General features: G+C 47.0%; 23 protein-coding genes and 1 pseudogene. 21 read left to right on the plus strand and 3 right to left on the minus strand.

Features of this window, described 5'->3' with window-relative positions; all coding sequences use genetic code 11:
- The first annotated feature begins 29 nt into the window (after positions 1 to 29).
- Positions 30 to 1565, plus strand: coding sequence for an extracellular solute-binding protein (locus tag BMX45_RS29540; protein ID WP_090914197.1), 1536 nt, complete (start codon positions 30 to 32; stop codon positions 1563 to 1565).
- Between the two features lie 51 nt (positions 1566 to 1616).
- Here BMX45_RS29540 and BMX45_RS29545 read toward each other — a convergent pair whose 3' ends face one another.
- A complete protein-coding gene (locus BMX45_RS29545) occupies positions 1617 to 2414 on the minus strand; it encodes an AraC family transcriptional regulator (RefSeq protein ID WP_090914199.1) in 798 nt (265 codons plus the stop codon).
- 120 nt (positions 2415 to 2534) lie between these two features.
- On the opposite strand from BMX45_RS29545, the gene BMX45_RS29550 reads away from it, so the two are divergent.
- The 8 genes from BMX45_RS29550 to BMX45_RS29585 all read left to right on the plus strand — a co-directional run bounded on the left by BMX45_RS29550 (position 2535) and on the right by BMX45_RS29585 (position 13338).
- Complete coding sequence (locus tag BMX45_RS29550) at positions 2535 to 3350, plus strand: phytanoyl-CoA dioxygenase family protein (RefSeq protein WP_090914201.1); 816 nt, start codon at positions 2535 to 2537, stop codon at positions 3348 to 3350.
- Positions 3351 to 3668: 318 nt separating this feature from the next.
- Positions 3669 to 4115, plus strand: coding sequence for a hypothetical protein (locus BMX45_RS32315; protein WP_368087187.1), 447 nt, complete (start codon positions 3669 to 3671; stop codon positions 4113 to 4115).
- Positions 4116 to 4954: 839 nt separating this feature from the next.
- The gene (locus tag BMX45_RS29560) at positions 4955 to 5902 is read left to right on the plus strand and encodes an ABC transporter permease (protein ID WP_090914203.1); all 948 of its coding nucleotides are present in this window, start codon (positions 4955 to 4957) and stop codon (positions 5900 to 5902) included.
- A gap of 13 nt (positions 5903 to 5915) precedes the next feature.
- Complete coding sequence (locus BMX45_RS29565; protein WP_090914206.1) at positions 5916 to 6791, plus strand: carbohydrate ABC transporter permease; 876 nt, start codon at positions 5916 to 5918, stop codon at positions 6789 to 6791.
- 158 nt (positions 6792 to 6949) lie between these two features.
- Positions 6950 to 8464 (plus strand): extracellular solute-binding protein, encoded by a 1515-nt coding sequence (locus BMX45_RS29570; RefSeq protein ID WP_090914208.1) that lies wholly within the window; start codon positions 6950 to 6952, stop codon positions 8462 to 8464.
- A 69-nt stretch (positions 8465 to 8533) separates the two neighbouring features.
- The gene (locus BMX45_RS29575) at positions 8534 to 9790 is read left to right on the plus strand and encodes an FAD-dependent oxidoreductase (protein ID WP_090914210.1); all 1257 of its coding nucleotides are present in this window, start codon (positions 8534 to 8536) and stop codon (positions 9788 to 9790) included.
- Between the two features lie 25 nt (positions 9791 to 9815).
- Positions 9816 to 11456 (plus strand): response regulator, encoded by a 1641-nt coding sequence (locus tag BMX45_RS29580; RefSeq protein WP_090914213.1) that lies wholly within the window; start codon positions 9816 to 9818, stop codon positions 11454 to 11456.
- Positions 11449 to 13338 carry a sensor histidine kinase gene (locus BMX45_RS29585; RefSeq protein WP_090914215.1) on the plus strand — a complete coding sequence of 630 codons (1890 nt, stop codon included), beginning with the start codon at positions 11449 to 11451 and terminating at the stop codon, positions 13336 to 13338. Before BMX45_RS29580 ends, BMX45_RS29585 begins: the two co-directional genes overlap by 8 nt.
- A gap of 231 nt (positions 13339 to 13569) precedes the next feature.
- Here the strand turns inward: BMX45_RS29585 and BMX45_RS29590 are convergent, their stop codons facing one another.
- The gene (locus BMX45_RS29590; protein ID WP_090914217.1) at positions 13570 to 14178 is read right to left on the minus strand and encodes a TetR family transcriptional regulator C-terminal domain-containing protein; all 609 of its coding nucleotides are present in this window, start codon (positions 14176 to 14178) and stop codon (positions 13570 to 13572) included.
- Between the two features lie 144 nt (positions 14179 to 14322).
- Here BMX45_RS29590 and BMX45_RS29595 point away from each other — a divergent pair, with 144 nt between their 5' ends.
- From BMX45_RS29595 to BMX45_RS29655, 12 genes and pseudogenes are all read left to right on the plus strand, one after another.
- Positions 14323 to 14529: a hypothetical protein gene (locus tag BMX45_RS29595; protein WP_090914219.1), complete on the plus strand. Its 207-nt coding sequence runs from the start codon at positions 14323 to 14325 to the stop codon at positions 14527 to 14529.
- Between the two features lie 534 nt (positions 14530 to 15063).
- The gene (locus BMX45_RS29600) at positions 15064 to 15642 is read left to right on the plus strand and encodes a TetR/AcrR family transcriptional regulator (protein ID WP_090914221.1); all 579 of its coding nucleotides are present in this window, start codon (positions 15064 to 15066) and stop codon (positions 15640 to 15642) included.
- A 433-nt stretch (positions 15643 to 16075) separates the two neighbouring features.
- On the plus strand, positions 16076 to 16786 hold the full coding sequence (locus BMX45_RS29610; protein WP_090914223.1) for an SDR family oxidoreductase: 711 nt from the start codon (positions 16076 to 16078) through the stop codon (positions 16784 to 16786).
- Positions 16787 to 16845: 59 nt separating this feature from the next.
- Entirely contained in the window at positions 16846 to 17877 is a 1032-nt protein-coding gene (locus BMX45_RS29615) for a zinc-binding alcohol dehydrogenase family protein (RefSeq protein ID WP_090914225.1), read from the plus strand.
- Positions 17878 to 18273: 396 nt separating this feature from the next.
- On the plus strand, positions 18274 to 18555 hold the full coding sequence (locus BMX45_RS29620) for a hypothetical protein (protein ID WP_090914228.1): 282 nt from the start codon (positions 18274 to 18276) through the stop codon (positions 18553 to 18555).
- Positions 18556 to 18618: 63 nt separating this feature from the next.
- Entirely contained in the window at positions 18619 to 19299 is a 681-nt protein-coding gene (locus BMX45_RS29625; protein WP_254778359.1) for a class F sortase, read from the plus strand.
- Positions 19300 to 19323: 24 nt separating this feature from the next.
- Positions 19324 to 20427: an amidase domain-containing protein gene (locus tag BMX45_RS29630; RefSeq protein WP_090914232.1), complete on the plus strand. Its 1104-nt coding sequence runs from the start codon at positions 19324 to 19326 to the stop codon at positions 20425 to 20427.
- A gap of 100 nt (positions 20428 to 20527) precedes the next feature.
- Entirely contained in the window at positions 20528 to 22006 is a 1479-nt protein-coding gene (locus BMX45_RS29635; RefSeq protein ID WP_175495237.1) for an oligosaccharide flippase family protein, read from the plus strand.
- Positions 22007 to 22470: 464 nt separating this feature from the next.
- Positions 22471 to 22608, plus strand: a pseudogene (locus BMX45_RS29640) (multicopper oxidase domain-containing protein); the annotation flags it as partial.
- A 52-nt stretch (positions 22609 to 22660) separates the two neighbouring features.
- Positions 22661 to 23092, plus strand: coding sequence for a DUF1259 domain-containing protein (locus BMX45_RS29645; protein WP_090914267.1), 432 nt, complete (start codon positions 22661 to 22663; stop codon positions 23090 to 23092).
- A 427-nt stretch (positions 23093 to 23519) separates the two neighbouring features.
- Positions 23520 to 24230: a DUF421 domain-containing protein gene (locus tag BMX45_RS29650; RefSeq protein WP_090914238.1), complete on the plus strand. Its 711-nt coding sequence runs from the start codon at positions 23520 to 23522 to the stop codon at positions 24228 to 24230.
- Positions 24231 to 24742: 512 nt separating this feature from the next.
- The gene (locus tag BMX45_RS29655) at positions 24743 to 25840 is read left to right on the plus strand and encodes a nucleotidyltransferase domain-containing protein (RefSeq protein WP_090914241.1); all 1098 of its coding nucleotides are present in this window, start codon (positions 24743 to 24745) and stop codon (positions 25838 to 25840) included.
- On the opposite strand, the gene BMX45_RS32065 is transcribed toward BMX45_RS29655, so the two are convergent.
- The gene (locus BMX45_RS32065) at positions 25837 to 26049 is read right to left on the minus strand and encodes a helix-turn-helix domain-containing protein (RefSeq protein ID WP_254778362.1); all 213 of its coding nucleotides are present in this window, start codon (positions 26047 to 26049) and stop codon (positions 25837 to 25839) included. The two genes, BMX45_RS29655 and BMX45_RS32065, sit on opposite strands and share 4 nt — an antisense overlap.
- Positions 26050 to 26268: the final 219 nt, after the last annotated feature.

Raw genomic sequence — 26268 nt, forward strand, 5'->3', positions numbered from 1 at the left:
ATGAAACCATTCAGAGAGGGGTTAAGATCATGAAGAAATTAGGGACTTTGCTCGTAGCCGTTTCATTAGCGGGGGCCATGCTTACGGCTTGTTCGGGTGGAAACAGCAGCGATAATCCGGGGAACCAAACGGCTACATCCAAGCCCGGAGCGGAAACGACGGAACAGCCTAGCGGCAAACCGGTTAAGCTCGACATTATCGAGACGGGGAATAATCTTCCGTCGCCCGATAAAGACATGATTAAGCAGGAATTGGATAAGGCGCTGAATATCGACCTGAACCTGACTGTGTATCCAGCAGCGGACGATTACAACAATCAACTAAACGTTCGGATGTCTTCGGGGAACTTTCCCGACCTGTTCATGGTCGACCGGCAGCAGCTCATTCAATTTTCCAAGCAAGGGCTGCTGCTCGATCTGACGCCGTATATGGATAAGCTGGAGCAAACGGTAGCGTTCATCGGGGAGGACAGCGTCAAGAAGGGAATGGTCGACGGGAAAGTATATGGCATCTCCAAATCTCCGCAAATCCCTTACAACACCTTATGGATCCGCAAGGATTGGCTCGACAAGCTGAAGCTGGAAGTGCCGACGACCGTGGAGCAATTGGCTTCCGTAGCGGAAGCGTTCACGAAGAACGATCCGGATGGAAATGGCAAGCCGGACACCTTTGGTCTAACGGGCGGCAAGCTCGGCGCGTTCTCGACCATATTCGGCGCATTCGGCGTCGGAATGCCAGGCAACTTCTACGAGAAGGACGGCAAAGTCGTCAGTGCGCTGCATGAGCCGGCAATGAAGGACGCTTTGGCCTTTATTAAGGACATGATTGCATCCGGATCGGTTGATCCGGAGCTGCTGGCCAATAGCGGTTTGCAGCATCAAGAGAAGGCGATCAAAGGGCAGGCGGGCATCATCTATATCGATTGGCCGAACATGACGAAGGAGCAGTTCGTGGAACAGATCAAAACCGTTAATCCGAATGCGGAATGGTTGCAAATCGCCGCTCCTTCGGGTACAGGAGGACAATTCGACGGTTCGTGGGATATCGGTGCGGCGCCTGGGCGATATGCCATTCCGAAAGCGCTTGAGAAAGACCCGGAGAAACTGCAGCGTGTGTTCGATCTGCTCAACTATATTTCGAATCCGGACGGAGGCTCGCTGCTCGTGCAGTTCGGGGTGAAGGATACGCACTTCACACTTGAGGACGGCAAGCCGAAGATGACGGACAAATCTGGCGAAGTCGGCCATTCTTGGCTGTACCAATTCACCGGCAGACCGGAAATGGAATATTTACAGGCGAAGTTCGCCGCACAATCGGCTGCAATCGAATTTGCGAACGATCAACCCCGTATTGAAGCGTTGAACGGATTTGTCGATAATCCGGAGGGGTATAACCCTGCCGATGCGAATCGGTACATGGAAGAGGAGATCGCGAAGTTTATTTACAATAAACGTCCATTGACCGAATACGATGACTTTATCAAGACGCTGGAAACGTCCATGAACTACAAAGCGTTAGTGGACAGCGCCATGGAACAGCTCAAGGCGCTCGGTTACGGGGACTAAATAACGGGAACGAAAGGCCGACCTCATTCGATGCAGGTCGGCCTGATTCTATCATACGCTATGTGTTTTTCGATACGACGAAGGATTGACGCCGCACAGTTTTTTGAAGCTTTTGCTTAAATGATGCTCGTCGGTAAATCCGCAATGCTCGGCGATTTGGGCAAGGGTAAGCGAAGAGTATACAAGGAGTTGCTTCACTTTGTCCATTCTAAGATTAGTCGCGTAGGCGCTTGGCGTTATGCGGAACTCGCGTGTAAACAGTCTTGTCAGCTGCACCTGGGTTAGACCAAGCTCCACAGCGATCGACTTCAACGATAGGCCGAATTCCGCTTGCTGCCGAAGCAAATGCAGGGCTCGCCCAAGGGTCGGATCCTCGCTGAACAAGGTCTTCGTATACTGCTCGGTTTGCTCGATCTGAAGCAAATAGAGCAGATCCCTGAGGAGATGTTTCTTGTACCTATGACCAATCTCTGCATGCAAGTATTGAGCTTCGCGAAATTGAGAGAGCGTGGATTGGAAGCGTTTGTTGTTCAATAGCCGAAGCTTGCCGAAAGTCGGGAAATCGGCCGCACGCGGCGGCTCCTCTAGGGAATTGATCCATTGAAACCCCATGAGATGAAACGATAAACCGTCCGTTTGCCGGTAGAAGGTTAGATCTGGCGGGCATATTACGATGTCATCCTTGACTGCCCTTCCGCTTTGGCTGCCCATTCTGTAATTAAAAGCGCCTTCTTCGACGATGAACAACGCCCAATGATCATACGTATCATGCGTTTTCTGAAAGTGAGGGGTATCCTTCACGTAGACATGGTATTGCAGATCGGGATCCAGAAATCGGCTGAACTCCATTGCATGACAACGCCCTTTCGCAGATTGAAATTATTTACAAGGAAAATCACTTTATCTTACATTATAACATGTTCGTTGGCCAAATATAATTAAATTAAATACAAGTAGGAGGTATAAAGAATGAAGACAGCCCAATTGGAAATACCGAAATTAATGGAGCAATTTCATGAACAGGGGTATTTGGTTATACCAGATATTTTGTCGCAGGAACAGGTGAGCCGGCTGAATGCCGCGATCGACGAAATTGTCTCGACGGAACCAGAAGCGCTTTCGCACAATATTTATAACAGCGTAGAACGCCATGCCGAGATTGCTGCATTAATCGATCAGCCTTCCATTCTTCCGTTAATCGTTAATTTGCTTGGCCACAACATTCAGCTTCACATTTCCCACCTCACGATCAGGCAACCGAATCCAAACGAAGCCCAAACGTCCACGCACAGCTTTATCGATTGGCATCAAGACGGTCCGCATCCGCAGTTTCCTGTCATTAACGGCTTGACGGCAACCTATTATATTAAGGTTTGTTATATTCTGAGCGATATGTCGGAGCCGGATCGCGGCAATACGAAAGTGATTCCTGGCAGTCACAAGCAGCCGTACAATCCGAATCAGAAGGATGTGCGCCAGCAGCTTGACGGAGAGGTGCAGGTGTGCGGAAAACCAGGTGACGTCTTCGTGTTCGCCCAAAACTTGTGGCATGCTGGCTCGCCGAATCGCTCCACATTCACAAGAAGGCAGCTGTTCCTGGGCTACAGCCCGATCTGGATGCGTCCTATCGACTATCATTCGGCGTCCGTGAGTCTGCTGAAGGACGCCGATCCGATACGCCGCCAGCTGCTTGGGCAGATCAGCGACAACAAATTCAATTATTACGTTCCGGAGGAGTCGATGGTGCCTCTCAAATCCATGCTGATCCATCCATCCTCGCAGTAGATTTTACTATCCATTGAATGGGAAGGATTTTCATCCCTATTGTTTTCTGTTAGAAGAATGAAGAAAGTTTGTTGTGTTGATACCACGGTGCTTGCATCCGGCAGCAACTTCAAAGTCCATTAAATATAGGGCAGGATAGATTGAGATCATTTGCGGTGAACCGTAATTACAAATCATGGCAAGTTTTTTTCGATTGACGGCAATAAGAATACGTGATACTGATGGCAGGATAATAAAGGCAATGCAACCTTCGGGTTCAACCTCGCTGAAAAGTGGGTTGGACCCTTTTTGCATTGCAAAACTAGGGGAGGATTCGGAATGTTGAGAACAGAATTGCTGTTACAGCGGCTGGGCGAGATCGGTAAGTCGCTCGAACGCAAGGGGGGAGCTCTTTTATTATTAGGCGTTGGTTCCGTGGGGGTCGAGACCGGACGGCTGGATGAATATTCGGATTTAGATTTTTTTGTCATTGTAGAGCCAAGGGAGAAAAACAGATATATAGACCGATTGGATTGGCTCGAGGACGTACACCCTCTTGCTTATGCGTTTAAAAATTCGGATGTTGGCTACAAAGTACTGTTCGAGGATGGTATTTTCGGGGAATATGCTGTATTCGAGGAGGGGGAGCTGGGGAATGCGACCTATACGGAAGTCAGAGTCATATGGAAGAACCCCCTGTATTCCAATACGGCCATCGCCAAACCTACCAACCCGGTCCCCAACCTAAAAGTGGATTCCTTGGACTTTCCTTTGAACGAAGCGTAACCAATCTATACGTGGGGCTCGGTCGCTTTGCAAGGGGAGAGCGTCTCTCCGCGACAAGGTTTGTTCAAGGTTACGCAGTGGATCGGATTCTATCCGTGCTTCATCTGCTGGAGCAAGAGGTGGACTACTTTCCCGACCCATTCGGCAATGAGAGGCGGCTAGAGAGGAGATACCCGCGTTTTGCTGAAATCATAGGAGATATGATACAGGGATACGATCATGTTCCCGAATCGGCTCTTCGTATTTTAAACTTCATAGAAGAAGTGTATCCAGTCAATCGAAGGTTAAGCAATGAGATACGACGATTGGCTCACCTGACTTGCTGATAGAATTCTGTCAAGGGACAAGAGTTTAAGCAATTGCCGTAAAGTACAAATTGCTGACCCATTTTTTGAAGGTACACTAAAAAAATGACCCTATTGCATTATGCAATCAGGGTCATTTTTACAAGATTCATGAGTGGCGAACCGAACCTCCATTATGCTGCGCTCCTGACAGACATATTCAGATTTATATTGATCATGCCGACATCCCAACATGCGTCTGTTTTGGGTTTATGACCGTCTGGCGAACGAGCTTAAAGACGCTACCGCAATACCTGTTTAATAATGTGGACCCCCTGAGCGGGTAATGGTTTAAAGGTGTTTCAGATAGGATTTAAAGGACTTTAAGCGCTATCTAAAATTTTTGGCAAAGTAGCACACTACAGGGCCCCCCATGTTACAAGTCCATTCGCAAACTGTGTTGGAAAAGACCAGAAATAAAAGGATCGACCTCTACTCCCTCTGGGCTGCCTCCCCTACAATAAGAGACAAGACAGAGAAAAGTAGGTGGAGATCGTGAGCAAACGTAGCGGAAGAGAAGGCACTCTCCTGTACGCCGGCGGACGGCGTTGGAAGCTGATTAGAGGCAACTTGGATATGTATTTGCTGCTTATACCGGGCCTTGCGTTCTTGTTATTGTTCAAATACACGCCGATGTACGGGATCGTTATCGCTTTCCAGGATTTCAACATTTTCGGCGGCATATCCGGCAGCGAGTGGGTAGGGATGGCGCAGTTCGAAAGGTTGCTGCAATCGGATGAATTTCTGCAAGTATTAGTAAATACGCTGCTCATCAGTTTGTATAAAATAACGATTTTATTCCCGATTCCGATTGTCATCGCGCTTATGCTCAATGAAGTGCGGCGCATGTTCTTCAAGCGGACGATCCAAACGATCATTTATTTGCCGCATTTCCTTTCCTGGGTCATTATCTCGGGGTTGTTCCTTAACATTCTATCACCTACCGGCGGTATCGTGAACGAAATCATCCGTTCGTTCGGCGGAGAGCCGATCTCGTTTTTTACCGACAACAGCCTGTTCCGCAGCTTGGTTGTCTTCACGGCAGGGTGGAAGGAAATCGGCTGGAACGCTATCGTGTTTATCGCCGCGATCGCGGGTATCGAGCAGGAGCAATACGAAGCCGCAGCCATCGACGGGGCGGGGCGGATCAGACAGATGTGGTCGATTTCGCTTCCGGGCATACTGCCTACCATCGTGTTGATGTTCATCCTGCGGATCGGCAGCCTGCTGGAGGCGGGGACGGAACAAATTTTGACCATGTATAATCCGCTCGTGTATGAGACCGGGGACGTCATCGGCACCTATGTATACCGGATGGGACTCGGCCAGCAGGATTACAGCTTCAGTACGGCGGTTGGCCTATTCAACTCAGCGGTCGGATTCCTGCTTATCGTCATCGGCAACATGCTCAGCCGCAAATTCCTGAATCGCAGCATCTGGTAAAGGAGGAACGACCATGTATAGGAAAACTGTCAAAGATTTCATGCTCGATGGCTCTATCTACGTTCTGCTCATCGCGATGGGGCTTATTACACTGCTTCCGTTTGTAAACGTATTTTCCAAGTCGATTAGTGAAGAGTGGGCCATCCTGTCTGGCCAAGTCGGAATTTTCCCGGTCGGCTTTCAGCTCGAAACGATGAAATTCGTCGTCACGAACAGCCAGTTTCTAAACTCACTCTGGATATCGGTGCTGATTACAGTCATCGGTACCCTCGCATCGCTGCTCATTACGGCGCTGACCGCTTATCCGCTCTCGAAGCGCGAGCTACCGGGCATGGGCATCATCATCGTTTTGTTCATCTTCACGATGATGTTTAACGGAGGCATCATCCCCAACTATCTGCTCATCCGCGAGTTGGGCCTCATTAACCATCTAGGCTCACTCATTTTGCCGGCGCTCATCAGCGTGTTCAACATGCTGGTCATCAAGAGCTACTTTGAAAGCTTGCCGGCCAGCCTGGAGGAATCCGCCAAAATCGAAGGAGCTAGCAATTTAACGGTTCTGTTCCGTATTATTTTGCCGCTAAGTGGTCCCGTGCTTGCGACGATTGGTCTGTTTTACGCCGTTTATTATTGGAATGACTACTTCAACCCGATGCTGTACATCAACAGCTCGTCGCTAAAGCCGTTGCAATTGTACCTACAGGACATCGTCATGAACGCCGATACATCTTCGGCGCTTGACAAGACGGCCGACGATCTCATGAACGTGCCTGCGGAAGGCGTCAGGTCAGCAACGGTCATCGCATCCACGATTCCGATTCTGCTCGTTTATCCGTTCCTGCAGAAATATTTTATCAAAGGCGTGCTCATCGGTTCCGTTAAAGGTTGATTGCAACCAAGTAAAGCAGCTTTCCGAAGGCATTAACTTTTCCAGCAGCGGCGATGAACGTCAAGGCATGACTTCAGGTACCGGAGAATCGCCCCGTCATCGGGACGTTGCGGGAGAATTAATGATATAGATTATACTGATTGCAGGAGGGTCTCATTATGAAAAAAGCATTCAAATTGATGTCTGTCATGGCCATGTCTGCGCTTCTGGCAATGACAATGGCTGCTTGTTCCGGCAACGGAACGAACACGAGCAACGAAGCGACGGCCAAACCGGATACGGGAAAGCCTGCCTTAAAGCGACTGAACGTATGGCAGAACGAAGAATACAATGCATACCCGGTTGCCAAGCTGCTCGAAGAAAAAACGGGCTACAAAGTGCAATACGATATGCTGCCTCAAGACAAGTGGGCGGAGAAGCTGAACCTGATCATGTCCTCCGGCGAAGCGTATGACATCGTCACTTCCTATAACGACATGGCTTTATATTCGGACTATGCGCAAAAGGGTGCGCTCGTCGACCTGACGCCGCTTATCGACGAATTTGGCCCACATATTAAGGCGGCTATAAAGCCCGAATCGATGGAAGCGCTTAAGGTAAATGGCAAGCTATACGCGCTCCCGGTAACCGTTACGTATGATATCAACAGTTCCATACTCATCCGTACGGACTGGCTCGAGAAGCTGGGTCTGTCCATGCCGACGACGACCGAAGAGCTGACAAACGTTCTCACGCAATTCAAGGAGAAGGACCCAGGCGGCAACGGCGACCGCAACGTGCCGCTTACGATCAAGGGTGACCAATCGATGATTGACAACCTCGTAGGCGCTTTCGGGATCGCCAATACTTGGAACGACGTAGACGGCAAGCTCGTGCCGCGTGTCATGGACCCGGCATTTAAGGATTATGTCGCTTACGTAGGCAACTTGTACGAGAAAGGATTGATCGACCGAGAATTCGTAGCCAACAAAGACGCTACAGCGAAGGAGAAATTCGCAAGCGGCGTAGCTGGCGCCATCGTTGTTCACTGGGCGGACATTCCGGCCATCTCGGATTCGCTTGCGAAGACCAAGCCGGAGGCCAAATTCGCATTCGTGCCGGCGCTCAAGGGGCCTAACGGAGAAGCCGGCTTCGCGGCAAACGCTGGATTTGACCGTCTGACGTTCATTCCGAAAGCATCAAAGCATCCGGAAGATGCGATCAAATGGATCAATGCAAGCCTGGAGCCGGAAACGTTCAAAAATATGGCCATCGGCGTGGAAGGCACGCACTATAAAGTTGTTGACGGGGCATACGAGCCAATCCAGCCGATCTTCACCGACGAGCGCAACTTGGCGAATAACTACATGGCGGGAACGGATGAAGAAAACTATCCTCAATATTGGCAAGCGCGCGTTCGCAAAAACCCGGTTATGTTTGACGCGTTTAACTTCCTGAACAACGAACAGCCAGCTGAAGTGAAAATTAAAAACGTCCTGGGTCTTGCTCCGTACATGCAGCAATATTCGAAGACGAATCAGCAATTGAGCACCATGGTTGGCGACTACACGGTCAAACTGATCGCCGGCGCAGAGTCCATCGATAGCCTAGCCGACTTTCAATCGAAGTTTATGTCATCGGGCGGGGAAGCGGCTTCAAAGGAAATTAACGATTGGTACGCAACGACTAAATAAAAAACAGGATAAGCGGAGGCGATCCTTTTTTGCGCATATCGCTTGTTCTACACTAAGGGAGAGATCATCATGAAACATGCAGTGTATTCGTTCGAACGTCAAGTGAAAGCCCATGCCAAGGCCGACGTTGTCGTCATCGGAGGCGGACCTGCAGGGACGGCCGCTGCCATTGGCGCGGCCAGACGCGGCAAACAGGTGATCTTGCTGGAGAAATCCGCTCAACTCGGCGGGATGGGGACGCTAGCCAATGTAAGCGTCTTTATGCCTGTCGGCAATGTGACTGGCATCTACCGCGAGATCATCAAGGAGATGCTGGCCGACTATCTGCCCGCCGGCCATGACGAATCGGTCGCGCCGCAGTATTCGCCATTTTTGCTTCGCCAATACTTGAATGACAAAATGAAGAAGGAAGGGGTATCGGTCTACTTCCATTGTGAATTCGTTGGCACGATCCGCAGCGGCAGCAGGATCGGTGCGGTTATCGTCTCGACGCGCGAAGGTCTAAGGGCGATAGAAGGCGATGTCATCATCGATTGCACCGGCGACGCGCGAGTAGCCATCGATGCGGGTGTGCCTTACCGCACCGGCCGCGAGTCTGATGGACTCACGCAGCCGATGACACTTATGTTTACGATGCAGGATACGGGAAAGCCGGTAGAGAAGATACTTCCGGAAGGCTGTTATTATTACGAGGAGGTATCCGATCTGCCGCAGGGGCGCAGGTTATATTGGAAACAGCGCGACGACGGCGTGTTGCTCATTAATATGTCGCGTGTCAAAGCGAACGGAGCCGATATGGAGCAAGTCAATTACGCGGAGACCGAAGCGCTTAAGCAGGTGTTCTCGATCGCGCATTATTTGCAGAGAACGGGCTTCGAGACATACGCCATCGCACACATCGCACCGCAGACAGGTGTCAGGGAGACCAATCAAATTGAAGGGCTGTACACGTTGACCGAACAAGATGTTGTAAGCGGCACTCGGTTCCTGGATGTGGTCGCCCAAACAAATTACGAGATCGATATTCATAGCCCGGACGCGGGCAAGACAACCGACGAGCGCCGCGTAGACGGCTACGATATTCCGTATCGCACGATGGTGCCTGTTGGCGATATCGACAACCTGCTCGTTGCGGGCAGATCGATTTCCGCAACGCATGTCGCAATGTCTTCGATGCGCGTCCAAGCGACTTGTTATGCGCTGGGTCAAGCAGCAGGCATTGCGGCCGCGATATCGCTCGAAGACGGCCTGCCCGTTCGCGAAGTAGACATTGACAAAGTGCAGGCCGAGCTTGCCAATCAAGACGCTAGACTGTTAGGCCGTTAAATTAGGAGAAGGGAGATGGCGGGCGATGTATCGATTGCTTATCGTGGATGATGAACCGGCGGTCCGAGCGGGCTTGCGCGCTTATTTCGATTGGGCCGCTTACGGAATTGAAGTGGCAGGCGAAGCGGATGATGGAGACGTGGCTCTTGAGATGATCGCCCGTGATCAGCCCGATCTTATACTAACGGATGTCCGGATGCCGAACATGGACGGTATTACGATGTCGCAGTGTATCTCGGCCGAATATCCGGCCATGAAGATCATATTCGTCAGCGGGCACGACGACGCCGATTATCTTAAATCGGCGATGAAGGTCAGCGCGGTCGACTATATATTCAAGCCGGTTAATTTGCAGGAGCTGGGTACGGTCATCAAGCGCGTCGTTGCCGATCTGGACGCGGAGAGCTCCGAACGGATTTATAAGCAGGAGCTGCTCGTTAAACTAAAGGAAGGTATGCCGCTCCTGCGTGAGAAGTTCCTGCTCTCCATGATCAGAGAGGGTGCGCCGAAGTCGGAATTGGCGGAGCGGGTGTCGTTTCTGGGATTGGACTTGCCCGTGAATGCTTCCTATTGGGTGATGGTCGTCTGCGTGGATGATCTTGCCGATGTGATGGCCAGCCGTTCCGAGCGCGACCGCCAGCTGCTGTGGTATTCGGTGCTGAACATCTACGAGGAGCTGCTGGATACGCATATGCGAGGGTATGCCTTCGAGCAACGTACCGGTGAGTTTGTAGGCGTGCTGCAGGTGTCGGAGCCCGGCGGCGATTCGGTAACCGAAGCGGCGGAGGCACTGTTTGCGCTGGCCGGCGACCTTCGCTCCAATCTGGAGCGCTGGCTCAAGATCGGCGTAACGATCGGCATTAGCGATATGGCAGGCGGCTTATCCGGACTGGCGCCAGCTTACAAGCAAGCTCGCGAAGCCGTCGATTACAAGTGGTACCTCGGCAAAAACCGTATCATCACAATGGACAGTCTGGAGAGCGCAGAACCGGAGGAAGGCGCCATGCGGAAATACGATTACGAGCTCCATGAGAAGCTGATTTCCGCACTCAAGGCGGACGATGAGGACAAGATTAGCGAAGCCGTGGAGATGATTTTTGCCAGCTTGTCCTACACCCGTCCGGACGGCCTGAAGTACGGCCGCAATCTGTGCATGCAGCTCGTGCTCGCGATCGGACAGCTGCTCATGGAGCTTGGCGCGGGGGACTCCGAACTGGAAGTTATGGAGGGAGAGCTGACAGAGGCGTTGTACGCGAAGGAGACGTTAAAAGATATGCGGGGGCTGATCGAATCGTATCTGGCGACTGTCGGGGAACACATTCGGGAGAAGCGGACTGGCAGGGTAGCAAACGTCATTGAGCGAGTACGCGGGTATATCGATCAGAACTACGCCAACGGCGGGCTTACCGTGGCCGATATCGGCAAGGCGGTCTATTTGTCTTCCACGTACGTCAGTCTCCTGTTTAAGCAGGAGACGGGGCAGACGGTGGGCGAATATTTGACTAAAGTGCGCGTGGACAAGGCGAAGGAGCTGCTGCGCGATCCGCAGTACAAGTTTTATGATATTTGTTACGCGATCGGATATACCGATCCCAGTTACTTCTCGAAGCTGTTCAAAAAGGTAACGGGTGTTACACCTAGCGCATACCGGAGTTCTCATGCGTAGAGCCTGGGTCGCCGTAGCCGGCTTGCTTTCACCGCTGCTCCGGCCAGCGGCGATTCGCCGTTTCTCGATCCCCCGTTCTTGGTTAATCGCGTATCTTCTGCTCATTGTGCTTCCGGCGGGCATTTTCTTGTATGGTTATTACGCGCGTTCCGCGGATATTCTGAGGAGCGAGGTCATCCGGACGATGCAGCAAGCGTTAAAGCAGGCCGGGAGCAATCTCTCCTACCGGCTGGAGCGCATCGAGGATATTAGCGACGCCGCATTCATGAACGCAAACCTGCATTCGTACTTATCCGTTAATTCGGATGATCAGTCAATCGGCACACAGATCAAGGTGATTGAGGATTTGCGGTATTTGGTCGAGACCGTACAGTCTAATTCCGACGTGTTTCATGTTCGGGTGTTCGTGGACAAATCTAAGCTGTATGCAGAAGAGAGAATCAATTTCTTCACGCTGGATAGCTTGATGGTTAGACCGTGGTTTCGTTCCATCATCGATGGAAACGGTGGGATCGTATGGACGGGCGTATACGAGGAGTCGTATCTCGGCGGCTCCAATGAGACGATATTATCTGCTGCCCGTATGCTGCGGGATCCGGATGATTATGAGAAAGTGTCCGGTGTGCTCATGATCGACGTCCGTCAAGACATCGTCTCCAATATTCTATCCGAGCTGCAGTTCGCACCGGGCACAGCCGTTTACCTTGTTGCTCAGGATGGCGCAATCGTGTATCATCCCGATGCGGCGCTTATCGGCACGGCGGTTGATCCTCACATGCTGGATTCGCTGAACGAGGGGGCGGAAGGAACAAAGTCGCTTCTGCTGAACAATGAACAAAGCGATCTGCTGTATACGACGCTTGCGCCGACGGGCTGGAAGCTTGTGGCACAGGGAACGAAATCCCAGCTGTCGCCCGCTACGCAGCGACTGACGAAGCAATCAGAGTGGCGCTCGCTGATCGAATATGTCGCGTTGTTCCTGATCCTCCCGTTTGTCCTTCTGGCGATTATCGTGCGGGGGATGAATCGGCGAGTCAACCACGTGATCACCGTCATCCGAAAGGAAGGCAAGGAGGGCAAGGAAGCGATCGACGGTCTGCATGAGTTACCGGCGGTTAATGGTGACTTCCATATGCTGGAGCGAAGCGTCGACCATCTGATCCTGAGGGTGCGTACGCTCGTCGAAGAAAACTACAGAGCTGAGATTCGCGAACGGGAAGCCCAGCTGTCGGCGTTGCAGGCGCAGATCAATCCGCACTTCCTTTACAACACGCTGGATACGATCAACTGGATTGCCATCGGTAAGGGGGCAACCGACATCAGTATGATGATCGACAGTCTCGCGAAGTATTTCCGTCTCAGTCTCAATAAAGGAAATACCATCGTAAGCGTTACGGACGAGCTGAGGCTGGCAGAGGTGTATCTCGAAATTCAGCAGAGCCGATTTTTCGGCTCGTTCGATTTCAAGGTGGCTGCTGGGGATGAGTTGAAGGCATATCGCATGCCTAAGCTTATCTTGCAGCCGATTGTCGAGAACGCGTTGCTGCACGGCATACGCAAGGCGAAGGACCGGAAAGGGCTTATCGATATTACGGTGGAGTTGGATCAAAGCGATCTCGTTTTCGTGATTTCGGACAACGGCATTGGCATGGACGAGGAGATGTCCCGCAGACTGCTGACGGAGGAGCGAGTCAGCCCTGGCGATCACAGGGGCAACGGAAGTTCCTATGGCTTGTTTAACGTGAACGAGCGGATCAAGCTACACTCTGGTGAGGGGTACGGCCTGAGCGTCTCGTCGAAACTCTGTGCGGGTACCTCTGTCACCGTCCGGATGAAAGCAGAGTTTATAACCTCCTGGGATGCTGAAGAAATTAAAGTTTAGCTGCATGCTATAGGGGATCGAAGTTATCCTGGCATCGTCTGCGAGCCATAATACCAGAAGACATTCGTTGAGTTCATTGAAGCGTGGAGACACCGTATCGGAACCTGTTAGAAAGTCGCTATTATAGCGGCGAGTTCATGTCTAGAGGACAAGAACTTGCATCGATTGCCGCAAAGGAAAAGAACATGAGCCGACAATGGATTAGATAAGTATCTAGTTATGTCTACATGCTTATTCATTCATAGCTTGAGAGCACAGTTCCTGAAGTTGGCGGCTGACGATCTGCTCCATTGTCTCCGGCGTGTAGAGCTCCGGGCGGAGCAAAGCGAGTATCGTTAAGCCTTCGACAATCGCGGCCAATCTTAATGTTTCAAGTTGTAGGTCTACTGAAGGGAGGAGAAGCTTCGCCTCAGCTAGGATGTCGAGGACGGCTTTAGTCAGGTAGTGGAGTCCGTCCGTGAGCTCGTCTTTTTTAGCTTGTAATGCCAGACTCGTGAGGGAGCGGATGGCGAAGACCCACCAGACGCCGCTGGAAGTTCGTTTTTCTGCATCCAAAGGGAGCAGTTGTAGCAGAATTTCCCTTGCAGCCTTCATCGGAATAGGGCTTATTTCGAGTCGCTCTTCTGCTCTGGCAACCCCTCTTGTCAAATAATAATCCACGATAAATAGCAACAGCTCGTCATGTGTTGAAAAATAATGCCGCAATGCGCCGGGTGATAACCCTGCCGCAGCAGCAATGGCACGGATGGACGCGTGTTCGATCCCTTTTTCTTTAATAATATTCCATGCTGATTCGGCGATTAGTTTTCTTTTTTGTTCGTGATCCACGACTTTCGGCAACGCTAACGCCCCCCTTGTCTGATTTAGCACAATGTATTAAAATAAATAACACAGTGTATTATTTAGAATTTATTTAGTTATATCGCGTTGCAGTAATCACGTCAATAGTACCGGACTTTGTCGTGAATGACAGGAGGGGATGCAATGCAAGAGCGAATCGATGGATTTTTTCGTCTTCGTACCACCTGTGATCATTGCAGAAAAGAGTTTTATGTCATTGAGGGGACTCAAGCTTACGACCGTGTGAAACGAAATTTCAAAGGAATGCATTGCTGCGAAGATTGCAAAAACAGGATCGAGCTTGAAGCACGATTGCAGTTAGGAAGACGACTGTTGACCGGCAGAGATTAGGTTTTAGGCCAGAAGGGGCCAAACCGGGAGATGTTGGACGGTAAACCGGCTTTTTCGAAAAGACTTATTCCTTATGTCGAGGAACCCCAAAGCAATTCGTTCATTGTATCCAAGTACGAAAACGTATATTCCATAGTGCTCGGTGGAACGACGCTAGATCAGTTGATCATGGGAGAAAATGATTGATTATTTAAACAAACTCATGCAGTCGTTGTTGAGTAACGAGTTGGTTCGGCCGCCGTGGTTTTAAACATAACAATAGCTCAATAAGAACAAGAAGGCAGCCGATCCAAGTAGATCGGCTGGTTTACTGACGAGAGACAAGAACATGGTTCTATGGTTATCTAAAAATAATTCTTTACCGATCGTTCTCAATATGGTAGGATACATTCAAAGAAAAACAAACCGGCTTTCGACCAATTAGAATGATCGTTCTCATTATAATGCTAAGAGTAACCATCCCGACATGATTCTTTATCGATCATTCCCAAAATGATATGATAGACATGGTATAGAATTTGGGGGGAAGATAGAATGGCTAGAAGCAAAGAATTTGAAGAAAATGAAGTCCTGGAAAAAGCCATGAAGCTTTTCTGGGAGCAGGGATATGAGAAGACGTCGATGAGTGATCTTGTCGAGCATATGGGGATCCACCGCAGGAGCCTTTACGATACATTTACAGACAAACACACCTTGTTTTTAAAAGCGATGGATCGTTTTGAGAAACGCACAGATGCCAGATTGGCAGCAGGAATAAAGCAGTCTAAAACAGCAAAGGAAGCAATCCAGTTCATTTTTGATTACATGAGCATCGGTGAGGAAGGCGCGCCGCCAGGGTGCATGTTTGTCAATTCAGCTGTTGAAATGGCATGTCGGGATGAAGTTGTAGATGCAAAAGCAGTAGGAGCCTTCGAGAAAGTGGAACATCTGCTTGTGGAGCTTATATCCTGGGGGCAGCAGAGTGGAGAGTTCAGCGATCAGTATACAGCAGAGGAATTTGCGGAGTACCTGCACAATGCCCTGACAGGGATAAGAGTAATGGCTCGAACCTCAGTATCAAAGGAAAAGCTCCAGCGCATATTTGTAATGACCATGCATACTCTTGAAAAATAAGACGAATTTAATTTTTGAGATATCTAGAATGATCATTCTTGTAAAAGGTTCACGGCAGGTCACAAGGCAGGAGAACCTCCTGTCTTAACCAACTGCTGAAATCCATCCCATTTTATTTCTAGAACGATCATTCTTATATAATGAAATGGAGCGTTTACTGTGAAAACATTGATTATTTGTGGCTCATCCCGACCTGCAAGGTTCACGAATTAATAAGGCCTTAACTGAAGCGATGAGAAGTCAGCCTGATACAACGGTACTGTTCTATTTGAAGTGCTCTACATAATGCGAACCATATTACGGATGAACAGATCACCGAAAGCCAAGTTGCTTATTTGCAGCATCTCCGAAGTGTACGACCTGTACAGACAGCCGATTTGATCTCGATTAACAAATAAAAATATATCAGTATAACCCATGAGGAGGAAGTAAAATGACAATTAAAATTGCATTGGTAACCGGCGCGAACAAGGGAATCGGGTTTGAAGTCGCCAGACAGCTTGGACTACAAGGCATTACGGTATTGGTCGCAGCACGGAATAAGGCAACAGCCGATGAAACGGCGCAAAAACTGAGCAGTGAGGGTGTTACATCGATCGGCGTAGAGCTAGAAGTGACGAATGCGGACCATATTGCGGCTCTAACCACATGGATCAGTACTACCTATGGACGTCTGGATATCCTCGTCAACAATGCGGGAGTATGGGCCGAAAAAGAGGAATATGACGGGGATGCATTTCGCGATACATTTGAGGTCAATACATTTGCTCCATATTACATTACGGAAGCATTGCTGCCGCTCCTACTGAAGAGTGAAGCCGGAAGAATTGTGAACCAGAGCAGCGCATTGGGCTCCATTCAATTTATGCTCTCCAATGAGCTTGCACAGCGTATTGGTACACCAGCTTATTCAGCATCTAAAGCGGCATTAAACATGCTTACAGCATATTGGGCACAGAAATTAAAAGGAACCGCCCTGAAAGTAAACGCTGTACACCCTGGCCTCGTCAAAACCCAGATGGGTGGAGAAAAGGCCGAACTATCGGCTGAGGATGGAGCAAAGACGGCAGTTCGCCTGGCTACTTTGCCTGAAGTTGGTCCAACAGGCGGCTTCTACTATATGGACAGCGAGCTTCCATGGTAAGCCCTTATTTTGCTGGATAATTTCCATATCAATATTCTTATAAAAGGAGAGAGTTAGCCATGTCTAATGAAATGATGAAAGCTGTAGGATTATATCAATACCTTCCGATCGAGCATCCCAACAGTCTTGTGGATGCCGAAATTGAGAAGCCAGTTCCAACAGGGAAGGAATTATTGATCAGGGTGGAGGCTATCTCAGTTAATCCGGTAGATGTAAAAGTAAGAGCACCAAAGGAACGCATTGAAAATGAACTGAAGGTGCTGGGATGGGACGTAGCTGGAGTAGTCGAGCAAGTTGGACCGGACACTACATTGTTTAAGCCAGGCGATGAAGTCTATTATGCAGGCAGCATCGTCCGCCCTGGCGGGAACAGCGAATTTCATCTTGTAGATGAACGTATTGTTGGGTTAAAACCGTCCAGCTTGGATTTTGCAGAGGCAGCGGCCTTACCTCTAACCTCCATTACAGCTTGGGAGGGGCTGTTTGATCGGCTGGGAATACCGGTAGATAAGGCCTTGAATAAAGGCAAGTCCATCCTGATTATTGGAGCTGCTGGGGGCGTGGGATCTATTGCTGTTCAGCTGGCAAAGTACGCAGGATTAACTGTGATTGGTACGGCTTCTCGATCAGAATCGATTGAGTGGGTGAAGGAACAGGGAGCGGATCAAGTCATTAATCATTACAATCCATTGTTGCCACAGCTTCAGGCGGTGGGAATTGATCAGGTTGAATATGTATTTTGTTTAAATCGTACTGAGCAGCACTGGAGCAGCATGGCGGAAGTTATTGCTCCCCAGGGTAAAATCTGTTCGATTGTTGAGACAGATGAATTATTGGATTTGACACTTCTTAAGAATAAAAGCGCAACCTTTGTTTGGGAATTCATGTTCACACGCTCCACCTATCAGACAGCCGATATGATAGAGCAGCATAAACTCCTTAATGAGGTCGCACGGCTCGTGGGCCAAGGCATCATACGGACGACCATTGCACAAAAGCTGGAGCCGATCAACGCGGAGAACCTGCGTAAAGCGCATGGTCTTTTGGAAACAGGACGGACAGTGGGTAAAATCGTTCTGCAGCACTTTTAAGATCGTGAAGATACATGAACTAACATGAGATAGATCACGCTGAAAAAAACGGCTCTTGCTGATTAAATCTGATCTATCTGAAGCCCTTGCTGGAAGATGGTTTGACAACGACGCGTGAGTGAAATCCAGCAGATATCAGGTACCGATATGGCGATAGCCTGATATAAAAAGTCGCACAATGTGCGGCTTTTTTAGTGCACAAAATAAACAATATGATATCACGCTTGACAGGAACGACCACAAACTCATGGTGAACTTGTTATTCGCAATCAGGCATGGATTAGCACTATATCTTCTATAAAAAACCATTGAATTTAAAGGTCGAAATTACCAGCCATAACTTGATACAACCATGTAGATAATGAATTCGGGGAAAACAAAAAAGGAGGTATTCACATGAAAAAAGCAGCAGTTTTCGCTTTGTCCACTTGTTTGTTCCTTTCAGCTTCCGCAGTCTCCGTATCGGCGGCACCGGTAGAAAGCCACCAACACAAAGTGCATGTCAAAGAACACAAAGCGAATGAGCACAAATTGCATGTAAAAGAACACAAAACCAAAGAGCATCATAAAGCGAAAGAACACAGAATGAAAGCAAAAAGTAAAGCACACAAAGTGCATACGAAGAGCATTAAGCCAAAAGCATTGCCAAAAACAGGTTACGGCGGTGTGAGCGAGTAAGATTAAAGAGCGAAAAGAGGAAATTATGTTTCCTCTTTTCTTTAAACTAAGGGGATGGTACTTATGTCCATTAATCGAAAATCAACACGAATCGTATTTATATTCCTTCTTGTTTTGTTATTCTCCGGTTGTCAAAATCACGCATCAGACTCTTCTCAAAACAAGAATACTGCCCCGCGCAGCTTGCAACAAACGGATTCATCTTCTCCTCGGGAATATCCGGAGAGCATTAAGCAAAACGTAACGGTAAAGGACTTAAATAAGGATAAAGAAGAAAAACTAATAAATGACCCATCGATGTTTATAACTCCAACGCGATTGTGGATTCCATCAGTTGGCATAAAGGCTCCTGTTGAACCCGTAGGACTGTTAGAAAACGGGCAGATGGAAGCCCCCGTATCAAGCAAGGTGGCTGGTGTGTTAGTGGATGGCATTTTACCTGGACAAAAGGGAAATGCTATCATGGCAGGGCATGTGGATAACTATACGGGTCCCGCGGTTTTTTACCCGCTGAAAAAATTGAAGCCCGGGGAACCTGTAGTGTTATCGGACAATGAAGGAAAATACCTCGTCTTCAAGGTCGTGGCCGTAGAATCTTACCCTACAGCTGAAGCACCCATCGAAAAAATTTTCGGCGATACCGAAATGGAGCAGTTAAATTTAATAACCTGCACAGGAAAGTATAACCGAGCAAAGGGCGAGCATGAAAAGAGACTTGTCGTTTATACGCGTTTGTTAAAATAACAATAAAGATAAGTAGGAGAAAAAATGATAAAAACTGCTTACCTTAGTATGTTCACAACCCTAATTCTGCTGTTCGGAAGTTCACCCATTGCTAACACTAATCATTCAGAGGAAGAGATAAAAAGGTATTTAGATGAGTTATTCGCTGCCCGGTCAACCTTTTTAGTGAAACCTAACTCAAAAATGACGAAGTATTACGATCAAGCCACAAGATCAAGTCGGAATGCATTTCGAGTAGAGGAAAAGAGAAAGACATATCTAAACACTTGGGGAGAGCATAGAGGAATTCATTTTACGGGCTCTCAAAGTAAAATTCGTGTTACCCGAATTCAAACGGAAGGGGATACAGCGAAAGTGTCTTTAGCTCATTCCCAAAAATTAAGCTACATATATGTAGACAAAGTCTTACCTCCACAAAGCTTTGGGATTGGGACGTGGCATTCTCTAACCTTAAAAAAGAAAGGTGGAAGTTGGATTGTATTAAAAGAGTGGTATTTGGATCCATTAGATGAAAACCCGAAATTAATTGAAGGATCTATCGGAGATACTGTGAATTTTCCCCTGCACAATGAAACGATTAAAGATGGACAAAAATACAAAAGAAAGAAAGCCGTAGAATATGCAGATAAATATGCAGGTACTGCATGGGGGGCAGGCAATAAGGGACGCTATAATCCTAAATATATGAATTATAACGTAAAAGGTGGGGATTGCACGAATTTTGCTTCACAGGTCCTTGGTGATCAGGAGGAAGGGGGAGCACTCCAGATGAAAGGACCTTGGCGTTATCGTTATGGTGGAGGAGGCACTCGAACTTGGGTTCAGACGGATGCTTTCAAAAGCTTTATTATTCGATCGGGTTATGGAGAAATGATTGCAAGCGGAACTTTCGCAGAGCTTATAAAACCGACAAGCAAACACCCGGATACCGCTTTTGCCAAGCTGTTGCCTGGCGATTTAATTGCTCATGTTTTAAACAATGACGTAGACCATTTTTCCGTAGTAACCGGATTTGACGACAACGGCTATCCTTTGGTAAATTCACACACCGCGGATCGTTATCGAGCACCTTTTGATTTGGGCTGGGATAAACATACCCACTATATTCTTATCCACATTAATGACTAGTGCTTGTTTGGACACTGATGAAATATTGCTTCATTCATATCACCTTCTCCATGGTCATAAGATGATGTTACGGACAAGTCTTATGCAGTGGAGGAGAATGATGAGCTCTACTTTCATCAAACATACAGTGATTCGAATAACTGCAATTCTTACGGTCAAAGCAATCGGATTAATCGGCAAGGTCTCACTGACTCGAATGATAGGTGCAGAGGGAATTGGGCTTTTTCAGATTGCTTACTCTTATTATGGGCTAGGGTTCATGCTGCTAACTGGCGGATTGCCAACAACATTAGCTTTGTATACCGCGAAGCATCCCTCAGATGGTTGGATTTGGTTTAAATTCTTTTCCATCTACTTAATGATAATAGGAGGATGTGCAACTGCACTCACCTTTTATTATTCGGATTCCATCGCAAGGTTTCTTGGTAACGAGCAGCTTCATGTATTCATTCACTTTCTGGCACCAGCCTTCTTTGCGGTTCCATTATTAAGTCTGCTTCGCGGTTATCTGCAAGGCATTGAATTGTATAATGTCATTGCTTTCTCTGAAATTATAGAGCAAGCCATTCGAGTGGTGTTCATGCTGGTTATTGTTTTTCTTTTTATGCCTCAAGGTCCTGCCATTGCAACCGGTAACAGCATGATAAGTACATCATTGGGTGCGATTTCTGCTTTTTTCGTATTAATTTCATATTATCTATTCGTGAATCGAAAAAGTGATCAAACTCCGTCTCGTTCGAAAGATACTAGTTTCCAAAAGGAAATAAAATGGTTCTTACACAGCTCTCTCATTATATCTCTTACCCGATTACTGGTACCACTCTCAGATGTTTTGGACGCGATCATTATCCCTAACCGACTTCAAGCCGCTGGTTATACATCCGCAGAAGCAACCGCAATTTTTGGAGTTCTCACGGGCATGGCTGCACTTGTAGCCTATATGCCCACATTGGTCACTGCCGCGATTTCACATACATTAACCATGAGAATGGTAGCAGATTGGCAGGCAAGAAACTTTGATCGTTTTCATTTGCGTACGAGAATAGCACTGAAGATAAGCTGGATATGGGGCTGGACAGCGAGTCTGTTTCTTTATGTCTATAATGAGGAAATTTCACTTATTCTATTTGACACAATCGAAGCTGCAAAACCCATTCAATATTTATTTATCGTTCCGTTGCTTGTCGGTATACGTGAGGTCAGCACAAGCATACTTTGGGTCCAAGAGAGTAAAAGAGTTCCATTAATTGGCCTAATTAGTGGAATAAGTATATCAATAGTCGTTCATTATTTTCTTGTAGCGATACCTGGACTGAACTACAGGGGGCCAACCTTGGGGATTCTCATTCTGGAATTCATTGCGGTTTGTTGCAACTTAATTGTTCTATTCCCGATGATGAAGAACTTAAAATATGGCCGATTGATGATCGACGCCCTGGTCATAATATTGTTCATGTTGCTTATTAATCATTTTACTCATCATTCAGAATCTGAATTAACGCTGACCATTATCGGAATGATCATTTATATATGCGGCAGTTTAACTTATGGAGTCTTTCGTTTCAAATCTGAAACATAAAGGGGAAGTGAAGAGTGGTCTCCTTAAGACAAGGCGGCACATACACCGTAAAATGTAAATTCATGTCCTGATTCTCAAACGATCCTTATATTTCAACCGAATCAAAGGGATTCATGATACAGCATGACATATTGTCATAAGAAATAAATGAAATCCGTGGGCCGCTGTACGTATCGAATTTCTCATATGCGGCATTAGACTATATCAGGACTTCAGATCGAATGTCTTGGATCTACATTCCCCCGATATTAAAGCCGAAGCACCGCCGAGCTAGGAGTACGTATTACGAACGTGAAAATGAAGCAGGTCAAGCAATAGCGGCACCGGGATCTGCCGCCTATTACTGTATGGGGATATGACGTATGACGGGAGATACCCGGGAACGACCATTATCGCTCGAAAAAACGAACGTTTCCGGGTAAAGTGGATCTACGCGCTGCCCTGTAAAGGGCGTATATCCCTCGATCGTACCGATTTTCGCCAAATTTGTCCCCTATATGGGCAACTACGTTTGGCATTGCCATATCCTAGAGCACGAGGACTACGATATGATGCGGCCGCTTAAAGTCGTTCGCGGCAAAGGACGCCAAAGCAAAAAATGATTCGTTCGAAAATTGGTCCAGATTCGCTTTTAAGGAGGGAAGTCGGTTGAGTATGAGTCATAATGAACGTCTTTGCCGAAGGTTCGCCAAAATCATTGGTGGAACACCCGGATTTGCAGGCGGAAAATGCGTCGCAACCATTACGCGGAATCGAATTAAGGCAACGATTTTAAAGAAAAGGTTTATGTTAACCTCATCATTCTCGTTTGAATCATTAAATACTGTGACTGGTAGAGCGTTGTGTTTGGGAAGAGTTGTCCTATTGCAAAAGGAAACGGATCGGTTTATTACAAGTCTTCTTAAACAGGGCATCATCGTTTCGTCCATTCATAACGAATGGTTGTTCGAACGCCCTAGATTGATCTATGTCAACATCGAAGCGGTACAAAATCCGCTCCGATTCGCCAGAAAAGTCAGAAGAGCACTTGACTTGCTGTTACCACCCGGCTCGCCTTCGCTTGGACAGTTTAGCCGTAGTAGCTAATAGATTCACCATACAACAATAATCCAACTACACCGAAGTTGCGTAACGATAGTTGAATTAGGAAGAGAAGGCAGCTGATCAGGGCGATCGGTTGCCTTTTTATGCTAACGGGCAAATTAGATTAGCCATCTGTAAGAAACATTCCGAACTGAAGTGTACTATATTGTAGTTTAAGTTGGCCCCCTAAAGGCTAAAAGAATAAACGATAGACGCACACAAAGGAGTGAAGTTATGAAATTATTGCTCACATCTGCACGAAACGACATGGCAGAAGGGATTATGTTTCTAGAGAATAGACTTTCCGATTCCGAAATGAGTCAGGTGGAAGGGTAGACTATTTCTTGAAAAATTATGCTCTCATCGTTTTATTTTTTTAAAACTGCCCATACTTAAGATAGTAAATTGTAAACAGGAGGTATGGGTTCGTATGGTTGATCACATGATAATTCTGCTTCGCAGTATATCAGCATTCGTAATTCTGTTAATTATTACGCGTTTCTTAGGGAAACAAACGTTATCTAACATGAATTTTCATGAGTTTGTTACGGCCGTTATTTTGGGTGCAATTGCAGCGAATTTTGCTTTCAATGAAAAATTGCAAGTCATACCCTTGCTGATTTCGCTTGCCGTATTTACATTTACGTCATATTTTTTATCCATTATTGTCGTGAAAAACCGTAAATTCCGTATGTTGGCTGAAGGGACACCAAGCGTAATTATAGAGGGCGGAAAGGTTTTGGAAGACAATCTAAAGAAAAATAAACTAACTTTAGATACAGTCAATCAGATGTTACGTCAAAAAGATGTTTTTGACATTTCAGAAGTTGAGTACGCAGTATTGGAAATCAATGGAATGATATCTGTGATGAAGAAAAAGGAATACCAGAATGTAACGTTAAAAGATTTGAAGAAGGGATCGAAAGGGAACCAACAGTTTCCAATTGAGCTTATAATGGATGGACAACTTCTGGAAAAGAATCTAAAAATAAATGCCCTCTCTCCAGTTTGGATTACAGAAAAATTAAAAGCCCGCAACAAAAATATTGAAGATGTTTTTTATGCAGTCAAAGGGACTGACGGTCAACTGTATATCGATTTTTATAAGGATAAAATACAACATCCGATTGACGTAGAATAACAATTCGATGGGGATTATATAATTAATTTTCTGTCGATTGAGAAGAACATTTCCCCATTGAAAGTCGCTATGTTAGCGGCTTTTTTGTATTATCGGCTAAAGTTCTTGTCCCGATTGCCGTAATGGACAATAACTTGCGCAGAAGAAATGATACCCGATATCGAGGGGAGAAGAACTTGTACCGATTGGCTTTGCGCCTTATTGATTTATTAAATAAGGAGTAAGGCACGTGAAATATTCTAAAGCCGAATTTATTTTTCCGGAAGAATTTCTTTGTATCATTCAAGAATACGTTACGCTGAGATTCAATCCCTATACCGCAATGGAGTCAGCATAAGGGAGTTGGCGGATCGGTATCAATCCGTTAAATCGTCATATCGACGGTTTAGCGGATTTTGTGCAAAAGATGAATTAAATCAACTTATACATAGTAACCGCACCTCTAAATCGATAGACTCTAGTTGAGGTTGTTGTGATGAAGGACGGCCAGCTCATACGAAGGGGTGTAACGGATGAACGAAATCATAAAGAAGAAGCTGCTGGACAAAAATGAACTGCTGATCAACATGGTGATCGAACGCGCAAGAAGAGATTTTCTAGACGATATCGCAATTATTGGGCTTACGGGTTCGTTTAGCACCGGGGACTTTCACGAGAAGAGCGATCTTGATTTAATTATCATAAATAATACAAATAGGGGATGGGGAATATCCGATTGCTTCATCTTAGATGACGTTGGCTATGACATCTATTGCACACCATGGGATACAAGAATACACGAACAATCTCTCTTAGAGAGTCCCAACGTTTCGAGTCTAACCGAGCTCGAAATTCTCTATTATGCCAAGCCTGAGGATTTGGAGAAATTCAACGACTTTAGGCAAAAAGCTCTTGATGCGCTTGCGGAGCCAATAGGAGAAGCGTGTCTTAATCGAGCAAAAAAATGGATCGATCTGGCTAAGCAAGCATACTGCGATACGATGCTGGGTGATAATATCGGTTCAGTGAGACATGCATCTGCCAGCGTTCTGTACAATCTGGTCAATGCCTTGGTCAGCATGAATAACACGTGCATCAAACGAGGTGTCAAGCGATATTTAGAAGAAATACGCTCGTATCGCTTTGTTCCAGATGATCTGGAATCCTTATACATGTCAGTCATCGTAGCTCATACCATTAAAGATATCCGAATTGCTTCTTTTAATATGTTGAACAGCGTTACGAGGTTACATAGCAAGATGTGTGATAACTTCATTGTTAAACCCGCTCCGACCTTTGATAATCTGAGGGGAACTTACGAAGAATTGTGGTGCAACTACCGCAATAAAATCTTGAACAGTGTTACAACGAACGATGCCTCCTATGCCTTTCTTTCGGCCTTTGGAGCACAAGGATATCTTGATGAAATGACTGCGGAGAAAGGAACCAAGAAATTTGATCTCATGCAGTACTTTGATGCAAGTGATTTACCAGTAATGAAGGAGAAGTTCCTTGAAATCATGGATGAATATATGGACGAATATGGTAAGGTCGGCAGAGAAGTCGAACGTTTTACAACCTTCGAGCAATTATATGACCATTATATCAATCATTCAATTTCATTAAGCTAACGGGAAGGATATTTCCTTCGTTTCTCGAAAGAGCTATTTGTTAATCCGATCTCCTCCGTAATAAGCGAGATCGGTTTTTTTGTAGTCGCTAGGAGCTGTATGGATTGATGAATCCTTCGGGCTGCTATGTATTCCGTGATGCTGATCCCTGTCGCTTCTTTAAAGAGATGTGACAAATGGTAGGGTGATAAGTGCAGTGACTTCGCCATATCGTCCAATCGGAAAGGAATCGTATAATTCGTTTCAATCCAAGTAAAGATGTGCTCCACTCGATGATTTATACGGGGTTGGTAAGTTGAACTCCGTTCTTTCCGCTTATCCCAGGCTTTATTTCATAACTATTGTTACTAACGATCATGGTTCCCCTTCCTTGATGAATGAACAACACTTCTAGGCCAAGATGGGAATATACAATTTGACATGCTGTC

The sequence above is a fragment of the Paenibacillus sp. cl141a genome (genome assembly GCF_900109305.1).
Taxonomy (GTDB): domain Bacteria; phylum Bacillota; class Bacilli; order Paenibacillales; family Paenibacillaceae; genus Paenibacillus_AQ; species Paenibacillus_AQ lautus_A.

What these genes read in the sequence shown, in the direction of transcription:
- BMX45_RS29540 (WP_090914197.1), top strand. Translation starts at nt 30, where the DNA reads ATGAAGAAATTAGGGACTTTGCTCGTAGCCGTTTCATTAGCGGGGGCC.
- BMX45_RS29545 (WP_090914199.1), bottom strand. Translation starts at nt 2,414, where the DNA reads ATGGAGTTCAGCCGATTTCTGGATCCCGATCTGCAATACCATGTCTAC.
- BMX45_RS29550 (WP_090914201.1), top strand. Translation starts at nt 2,535, where the DNA reads ATGAAGACAGCCCAATTGGAAATACCGAAATTAATGGAGCAATTTCAT.
- BMX45_RS32315 (WP_368087187.1), top strand. Translation starts at nt 3,669, where the DNA reads ATGTTGAGAACAGAATTGCTGTTACAGCGGCTGGGCGAGATCGGTAAG.
- BMX45_RS29565 (WP_090914206.1), top strand. Translation starts at nt 5,916, where the DNA reads ATGTATAGGAAAACTGTCAAAGATTTCATGCTCGATGGCTCTATCTAC.
- BMX45_RS29570 (WP_090914208.1), top strand. Translation starts at nt 6,950, where the DNA reads ATGAAAAAAGCATTCAAATTGATGTCTGTCATGGCCATGTCTGCGCTT.
- BMX45_RS29575 (WP_090914210.1), top strand. Translation starts at nt 8,534, where the DNA reads ATGAAACATGCAGTGTATTCGTTCGAACGTCAAGTGAAAGCCCATGCC.
- BMX45_RS29580 (WP_090914213.1), top strand. Translation starts at nt 9,816, where the DNA reads ATGTATCGATTGCTTATCGTGGATGATGAACCGGCGGTCCGAGCGGGC.
- BMX45_RS29585 (WP_090914215.1), top strand. Translation starts at nt 11,449, where the DNA reads ATGCGTAGAGCCTGGGTCGCCGTAGCCGGCTTGCTTTCACCGCTGCTC.
- BMX45_RS29595 (WP_090914219.1), top strand. Translation starts at nt 14,323, where the DNA reads ATGCAAGAGCGAATCGATGGATTTTTTCGTCTTCGTACCACCTGTGAT.
- BMX45_RS29600 (WP_090914221.1), top strand. Translation starts at nt 15,064, where the DNA reads ATGGCTAGAAGCAAAGAATTTGAAGAAAATGAAGTCCTGGAAAAAGCC.
- BMX45_RS29610 (WP_090914223.1), top strand. Translation starts at nt 16,076, where the DNA reads ATGACAATTAAAATTGCATTGGTAACCGGCGCGAACAAGGGAATCGGG.
- BMX45_RS29615 (WP_090914225.1), top strand. Translation starts at nt 16,846, where the DNA reads ATGTCTAATGAAATGATGAAAGCTGTAGGATTATATCAATACCTTCCG.
- BMX45_RS29620 (WP_090914228.1), top strand. Translation starts at nt 18,274, where the DNA reads ATGAAAAAAGCAGCAGTTTTCGCTTTGTCCACTTGTTTGTTCCTTTCA.
- BMX45_RS29625 (WP_254778359.1), top strand. Translation starts at nt 18,619, where the DNA reads ATGTCCATTAATCGAAAATCAACACGAATCGTATTTATATTCCTTCTT.
- BMX45_RS29630 (WP_090914232.1), top strand. Translation starts at nt 19,324, where the DNA reads ATGATAAAAACTGCTTACCTTAGTATGTTCACAACCCTAATTCTGCTG.
- BMX45_RS29635 (WP_175495237.1), top strand. Translation starts at nt 20,528, where the DNA reads ATGAGCTCTACTTTCATCAAACATACAGTGATTCGAATAACTGCAATT.
- BMX45_RS29645 (WP_090914267.1), top strand. Translation starts at nt 22,661, where the DNA reads ATGAGTCATAATGAACGTCTTTGCCGAAGGTTCGCCAAAATCATTGGT.
- BMX45_RS29650 (WP_090914238.1), top strand. Translation starts at nt 23,520, where the DNA reads ATGGTTGATCACATGATAATTCTGCTTCGCAGTATATCAGCATTCGTA.
- BMX45_RS29655 (WP_090914241.1), top strand. Translation starts at nt 24,743, where the DNA reads ATGAACGAAATCATAAAGAAGAAGCTGCTGGACAAAAATGAACTGCTG.
- BMX45_RS32065 (WP_254778362.1), bottom strand. Translation starts at nt 26,049, where the DNA reads ATGGCGAAGTCACTGCACTTATCACCCTACCATTTGTCACATCTCTTT.